We start from the raw sequence: 6,240 nt of genomic DNA on the forward strand, positions 1-6,240 counted from the left end.
GCTACGCCTCCTCAGTGCTCTCGGCGTTGTCGGCGGCCGGGTCCGTGTCGCCGTCCGCGTCGTCGTCCAGGTCGGGGGTGTCAGCGGGGGCCTTGCGGTTGAACTCGACCTCGACCCGGGCCTTGGCGATCTCCGCGAAGGCGAGGCGGCGGGCGGTGGGCCTGCGGCCCTTGACGCCCGGTACCTCAAGGTCAAGCCCCTCGTCGTCCACCCCCGTGATGCGGGCGACCAGCTCGCCGCCCTCGGCCAGCTGCACCTTGATGAGGCGGCCGGTGTTGCGTACGAAGTGGCGGGGTTCGGTCAGCGGCCGGTCGGTGCCGGGAGAGCTGACCTCCAGGACGTACGGGGCTCCGCCCATCACGTCCGACGCGTCAAGGGCCGCGGAGAACTCACGGCTGAGTTCGGCCACCGCGTCCAGCTGTACGCCCTCGTCGGAGTCGACCACGACCCGCAGCATCCGCCGCTTGCCCGCCGGGGTGACCGCGACCTCTTCCAGCTCCAGACCCGCTGCCGATGTCAGCGGCTCCAGCATCTCTCGCAGCCTGTCGGTCTGGGTGGTGCTCATCCGGGTGACTCCTCGGCCGCGTTTGCTGTTGTGGGTTCGTCGCGTGTCGGCATGAGCCTATCGTTTCCGGCACCCGACTGACGATTCGGGCGCCCGTGAGCAGACCCGATGGGTGCACGCGCCCGCCTACCCGTCACGGGTAGGCTCTGCCCTGCCCTGGACCTTGATCCGCCAGGACCGTCCCGGGATCCGGGATCCGCCCCAGCATGCCGCCAGGAAGAGGAACGTGCCGCTCCCCATGACGTCGCAGGCCCCCGGCGGCCCGCGCAGACGGGCCGTCCTCACCGGCGGTCTGGCCGTGCCGCTGGCGGCCCTGGCCGGATGCTCGGGCGGCGCCGCGCACGGCGCCCCGGCCGACCCGACGGCCGAGCTGAGCGCCCGGGCCGCGCGGGACAGCGCCGCGCTGCTCGCCCGGTACGACGCCACCGCCGCCGCGCACCCCGCCCTCGCCGACCGGCTGCGTCCGCTGCGCGCCCAAGTCGCCCTGCACATCGCGGCGTTCACGCCGTCGGGCGGCTCGGCGGGCCCGGCCCCCAGCGGGTCCGGCGGCGCGGTCGCGGCCGACCAGAACGCGGCGCTGGCCGCGCTGGCCGACGCCGAGCGGCGCACCGCCGACGCCCGTACCACCGCGCTTCAGGACGCTCCGCCGGAACTGGCCCGGCTGCTCGCCTCGGTCGCGGCGGCCGGGGCCTGCCATGCGGCGCTGCTCCAGGGCGGCGGTGGCTGAAATGACCGCTGCCGCAGCTGAGGAGGGCCCGATGACCACCCCGTCACCCGGTGGCGAACTCGCGGCCGTGCAGGCCGCGCTGGCCGCCGAGTACGCCGCCCTGTACGGCTACGGGGTGGTCGGCGCCCGGGTGGACGACGCGCGGCGCGCCGACGCCCGCGCCGCCTACGACGCGCACCGCGCCCACCGTGACGCGCTCACCCGCACCGTCCGCGACCTCGGCGCCGATCCGGTGGCCGCGGACGCCGGGTACACGCTGCCGTTCCCGGTGACCGACCCCGCCTCCGCGGTCCGGCTGGCCGCGGTGCTGGAGGACCGGGTCGCCGCCGCCTACGCCGACCTGGTGCGGGCCGGACACGGCGACGTGCGCCGGGACGCCGCGGCCGCGCTGCGCGAGTCGGCGGTACGGGCGGTGCGCTGGCGGGGCAGCGGCGCGGCCTTCCCCGGGCTGCCGGAGCGGGCCGCCGACGCCGGCCCGTCCGCGTCCGCCACGCCCTCGCCCGACTCCCTGTGAACCGCCACCTGACCGAACCGGACCGGAAGGACCCGTCACCCATGGCTTCGGCACCGCACGTACCGCTGGAGCCACCCGAGCGGCTGGTCCGCGTGCTGACCGCGTGGGAGGGCGAGGCGGGCCGGGAGTGGCTGGCCGGACTTCCCGAGCGGCTCCAGGAGTACCTGGAACGCTGGGAGTTGACGCCGGAGCGGGTGCAGCAGCCCGGCGGGAACATCAGCATGGTGGTGCTGGTCCGGCAGGCCGACGGCACACCCGCGGCGCTCAAGCTGGGCCTGGTGACCGCCGAGACCGCCGAGGAGCACGCCGCCCTGGCGCACTGGGACGGGCTGGGCGCGGTACGGCTGCTGCGCGCCGACGCCGAGCGGGGCGTGCTGCTGCTGGAGCGGCTGCACGGTGACATCTCGCTGCGCTCGCTGCCGGACGCCAAGGCGATGCTGGAGGCCGCCGGGGTGCTGCGCAGGCTGTGGGTGCCAGCCGCCGGCCATCCGTTCACCTCGGTCGCCGAGCACACGGCTGGCCTGGCCGGTAAGTTGCGGGAGCGCGCCGAGCGGCCGTGGGCGGCGGACGCCCGCCCGCTGGTCGACGAGGCGCTGGAGCTGCGCGACCGGCTGCTGGCCGATCCGCCGGAACCGGTGCTGCTGCACGGCGACTTCCACCACGGCAACGTGCTCGCCGCCGACCGGCTGCCGTGGCTGGCCATCGACCCCAAGCCGCTGGTCGGCGACCCCGGTTACGACCTGGCCTGGCTGGTACGGGACCGACTGGACACCCTGGCCGCGGCGCCCGCGGCCCGGTCCGCGGCGCGTCGGCGGCTGGGAAAGCTGGCCGAGGCGCTGGACGTGGACCGGGACCGGCTGCGGGACTGGTCGTTCTTCCGCGCGGTCGAGGCCGGAGTCTGGAGCCTGTCGGTCGGTGACCGGGAGGGCGGCGAGCTGCTGCTGGAGTTCGCCAGCTGGCTGTAGGCGTCAGCCGGTCAGCCGGTCCAACGCCTCGGCCACGGACACCTCTTCGCGCTCGCCGGTGCGGCGGTCCTTCAGCTCGACCACGCCTTCGGCCGCCCGGCGGCCCGCCACCAAGATGGTCGGCACCCCGATCAGTTCGGCGTCGGTGAACTTCACCCCGGGCGAGACGCCGGTACGGTCGTCCACCAGAACCCGGACACCGGCGGCGTGCAGCCGGTCGGCCAGTTCCAGGGCGAGTTCGGTCTGGGCGGCCTTGCCCGCCGCGACGATGTGCACATCGGCCGGGGCGACCTCGCGCGGCCAGCACAGCCCGTGCTCGTCCGAGGTCTGCTCGGCCAGCGCCGCCACCGCGCGCGAGACGCCGATGCCGTAGCTGCCCATGGTGACCCGGACCGGCTTGCCGTCCTTGCCGAGGACGTCCAGCGTGAACGCGTCGGTGTACTTGCGGCCGAGTTGGAAGATGTGCCCGATCTCGATGGCCCGGCCGATCTCCAGGCCCGCGCCGCACCTCGGGCAGGGGTCGCCCGGCTCCACCACGACCACGTCCAGGTAGCGGTCGACGGTGAAGTCCCGGCCGCACACCACGTTGCGGGCGTGCCGGCCCGGCTTGTTGGCGCCGGTGATCCACGCGGTGCCCTCGGCGATCCGCGGATCGGCGAGGTACGGGAAGGCGCGGTCCTGCGGCCCGATGTAGCCGCGGACGAGTTCGGGGCGCCCCTCGAAGTCCTCGGCGGTCACCAACTCGACGGTGGCGGGGGCCAGTTGCTCGGCGAGCTTGCCGAGGTCCACCTCGCGGTCGCCGGGGACTCCGATCGCGGTGACCTCTCCGTCGATCTTGACCAGCAGGTTCTTCAGCGTCGCCGAGGCGGGCACGCCCAGGTGTGCGGCGAGCCTCTCGATGGTGGGTGTGTCGGGGGTGTCGAGTTCCACGACCGGCGGGTGCTCGACGTCGGGGACGGGCGGGACGACGGCGGTGACCGCCTCCGTGTTGGCCGCGTAGTCGCACTTGGGGCAGTCCACGAAGGTGTCCTCGCCCGCCGCCGCGGGAGCCAGGAACTCCTCGGAGGCCGAGCCGCCCATGGCACCGGAGACGGCCGAGACGATCCGGTAGTCGAAGCCGAGCCGCTCGAAGATCCGCACATACGCCTCGCGGTGCAGCCGGTAGGAGGCGGCCAGGCCCTCGTCGTCGGTGTCGAAGGAGTAGGCGTCCTTCATCTGGAACTCACGGCCGCGCAGCACGCCCGACCGGGGCCTGGCCTCGTCCCGGTACTTGGTCTGGATCTGGTAGAGGATCACCGGCAGGTCCTTGTAGGACGTGGCCTGGTCCTTCACCACCTGGGTGAAGATCTCCTCGTGGGTGGGGCCGAGTACGTACTGCGCGCCCTTGCGGTCGCTGAGCCGGAACAGCAGGTCGCCGTACTCGTCGGCGCGGCCGGTGGTCTCGTAGGGCTCGCGCGGCAGCAGCGCCGGGAGCAGCACCTCCTGGCCGCCGATGGCGTCCATCTCCTCGCGCACCACCCGGGAGACGTTGTCCAACACCCGCTTGCCGAGCGGCAGCCAGGTCCACACACCCGCCGACGTACGGCGCACGTATCCGGCGCGCACCAGCAGCTTGTGGCTGGCGGTCTCGGCGTCGGCCGGGGCGTCGCGCAGTGTCTTGAGGAGCATTCGGGACATGCGCAGGACCATGGTGGCTCTCCGTACGGACGCTGTCAGTGTGCCGCGGCCGACGATACTGCGCGGTGCGGCCGGTGCCGTACGGGTTTTCGCGGCTCAGCGTCCGCGCAGCGGCAGCATCGCGCCCATCACCGTGTACGGGGTCCTGGCGCTCGGGAAGTGCACCGGGTGCGCCAGGTCGCGGTAGCCGAGGCCGCGGTAGAAACGGCGGGCGGGGCTGTCCAGGTCCAGCGCGGACAGTATGGTGCGCGGCTGCGGTACCGGGTCGGTGATCTCCGTGATCAGCCGGCGGCCGATGCCGACGCCCTGGTAGGCGGGCAGGACGTGGAGTTCCACGATGACGAACGAGTCGTCCAGCCAGTCGTCGTGGCCGCCTCTGCGCAGATACGGTTCCACGACGGTGGACCACCAGTGGCCGCGGTCGTTGGGCATCCCGTAGACGAAGCCCACCAGGCGGCCGTCGGCGGTGGTGGCGCCCAGTGCCCGGACTCCCGGCAGGGTCAGGTGGCGCAGCACGATCTGGCGGCGGACCGCGATCTCATCGTCGGTGAGCCCGAACGCGAGTGCCTGCACCGCGAGTGCGTCGTCCACCCTGCTCGCCAGATCAAGCGGCCCCACCGCGACGTCGTCCATGACCGGAGCGTACTAGCGGCACGGCCGCGGCAACCACGGCGCCTGAGCCTTGCTGCCCGCCCCGCCCGTGATGGAACGCGCCGGGGAACCCCGCTTCCGCGAGGTGAGCGAGCCAAAGGGCGCGCCGGTCTCGAAAGCGACGAGGAGGAGGGAGCGAAGCGACCGCTCGACGAGGAGTGTCGAGACCGGGTACAAGCGCCCGGAGGCGAGCGAACACAAAAAGGACGTGAGCGAACACAGAAAAGTCAGAACAGCACGCTCATGAACGAGCCGACCTCGGTGAACCCGACGCGGCGGTAGGCGGCCCGGGCGGCGGCGTTGAAGTCGTTGACGTAGAGGCTGGCGACCGGGGCGACATCGCGCAGCGCGTAGTGCAGCACCGCGGACATACCGGTCTCCGACAGTCCGCGGCCGCGGTACTCGGGGGCCACCCAGACGCCCTGGATCTGGCAGGCGTGCTGGGTGACCGCGCCGATCTCCGCCTTGAACACCACCCGGCCGTCCTCGATGCGGGCGAACGCCCGCCCGGAGGTGACGAGTTCGGCGACCCGGGCCTGGTAGAGCAGCCCGCCGTCGCCCGCCAGCGGGGAGACGCCGACCTCCTCGGTGAACATGGCGACGCAGGCGGGCATGATCAGGTCCAGCTCGTCCCGCCGGACCCGCCGCACCAGGGGGTCGGGAGGTACGTCGGCGGGCAGCGAGCGGGTGACCATCAGCGGCTGGTGGGCGCGGACCTCGCGGGCCGGGCCCCAGCTGGGCTCCAGCAGCGACCACAGTTCGGCGGTGGACTCGGCCGGCCCGACGATGGAGGAACAGCGGCGTCCGCTGCGCCGGGCCCGTTCGGCGAAGGCACGCACCGCCTCCGGGCCCGCGCAGATCGGCACCAGGTTCGCCCCGGCGTAGCACAGCGACTCAAGGCGTCCGCCGGTGTACCAGCCCCACATCTCGCCGCCGAGCCGCCAGGGGTCCAGACCGGCGACGCGTACGCGGGCGGCGACGAAGGCGTTGACGACCGGCTCCCGCTCCAGAACGGCCAGCGCCGCGTCGAGTTCGGCCGGTTCCAGGACCTTGGTGGTGGTCGTCGTCAACACGTGGGCGCCTCACCAGTACGGGGCTGATCTCCGCACTTTACCGTGCGGCTGCGACAGAGGTGTCAGGA

Annotated in this window: 7 protein-coding genes; 3 read left to right on the plus strand and 4 right to left on the minus strand. The window is 73.4% G+C overall.

What is annotated here, in order from left to right; genetic code table 11:
• Window position 1: 1 nt before the first annotated feature.
• Window positions 2-565: a ribosome maturation factor RimP gene (gene rimP, locus O5O46_RS33725; RefSeq protein WP_269859484.1), complete on the minus strand. Its 564-nt coding sequence runs from the start codon at window positions 563-565 to the stop codon at window positions 2-4.
• Between the two features lie 238 nt (window positions 566-803).
• On the opposite strand from rimP, the gene O5O46_RS33730 reads away from it, so the two are divergent.
• From O5O46_RS33730 to O5O46_RS33740, 3 genes are read left to right on the plus strand one after another with little or no spacing between them, the layout of a single operon-like run.
• Window positions 804-1,292 carry a hypothetical protein gene (locus tag O5O46_RS33730; RefSeq protein ID WP_269859485.1) on the plus strand — a complete coding sequence of 163 codons (489 nt, stop codon included), beginning with the start codon at window positions 804-806 and terminating at the stop codon, window positions 1,290-1,292.
• Window positions 1,293-1,323: 31 nt separating this feature from the next.
• On the plus strand, window positions 1,324-1,806 hold the full coding sequence (locus O5O46_RS33735) for a ferritin-like domain-containing protein (RefSeq protein ID WP_269859486.1): 483 nt from the start codon (window positions 1,324-1,326) through the stop codon (window positions 1,804-1,806).
• 41 nt (window positions 1,807-1,847) lie between these two features.
• On the plus strand, window positions 1,848-2,771 hold the full coding sequence (locus O5O46_RS33740; protein WP_269859487.1) for an aminoglycoside phosphotransferase family protein: 924 nt from the start codon (window positions 1,848-1,850) through the stop codon (window positions 2,769-2,771).
• A gap of 3 nt (window positions 2,772-2,774) precedes the next feature.
• Here the strand turns inward: O5O46_RS33740 and O5O46_RS33745 are convergent, their stop codons facing one another.
• From O5O46_RS33745 to O5O46_RS33755, 3 genes are all read right to left on the minus strand, one after another.
• Entirely contained in the window at window positions 2,775-4,448 is a 1,674-nt protein-coding gene (locus O5O46_RS33745; protein ID WP_269859488.1) for a proline--tRNA ligase, read from the minus strand.
• Window positions 4,449-4,544: 96 nt separating this feature from the next.
• On the minus strand, window positions 4,545-5,081 hold the full coding sequence (locus O5O46_RS33750; protein WP_269859489.1) for a GNAT family N-acetyltransferase: 537 nt from the start codon (window positions 5,079-5,081) through the stop codon (window positions 4,545-4,547).
• 245 nt (window positions 5,082-5,326) lie between these two features.
• Window positions 5,327-6,172 (minus strand): GNAT family N-acetyltransferase, encoded by an 846-nt coding sequence (locus O5O46_RS33755; protein WP_269859490.1) that lies wholly within the window; start codon window positions 6,170-6,172, stop codon window positions 5,327-5,329.
• Between the last annotated feature and the right edge of the window lie 68 nt (window positions 6,173-6,240).

Origin of the sequence: Streptomyces sp. RPT161 (assembly GCF_027533845.1) — a bacterium.
GTDB lineage: Bacteria > Actinomycetota > Actinomycetes > Streptomycetales > Streptomycetaceae > Streptantibioticus_A > Streptantibioticus_A silvisoli_A.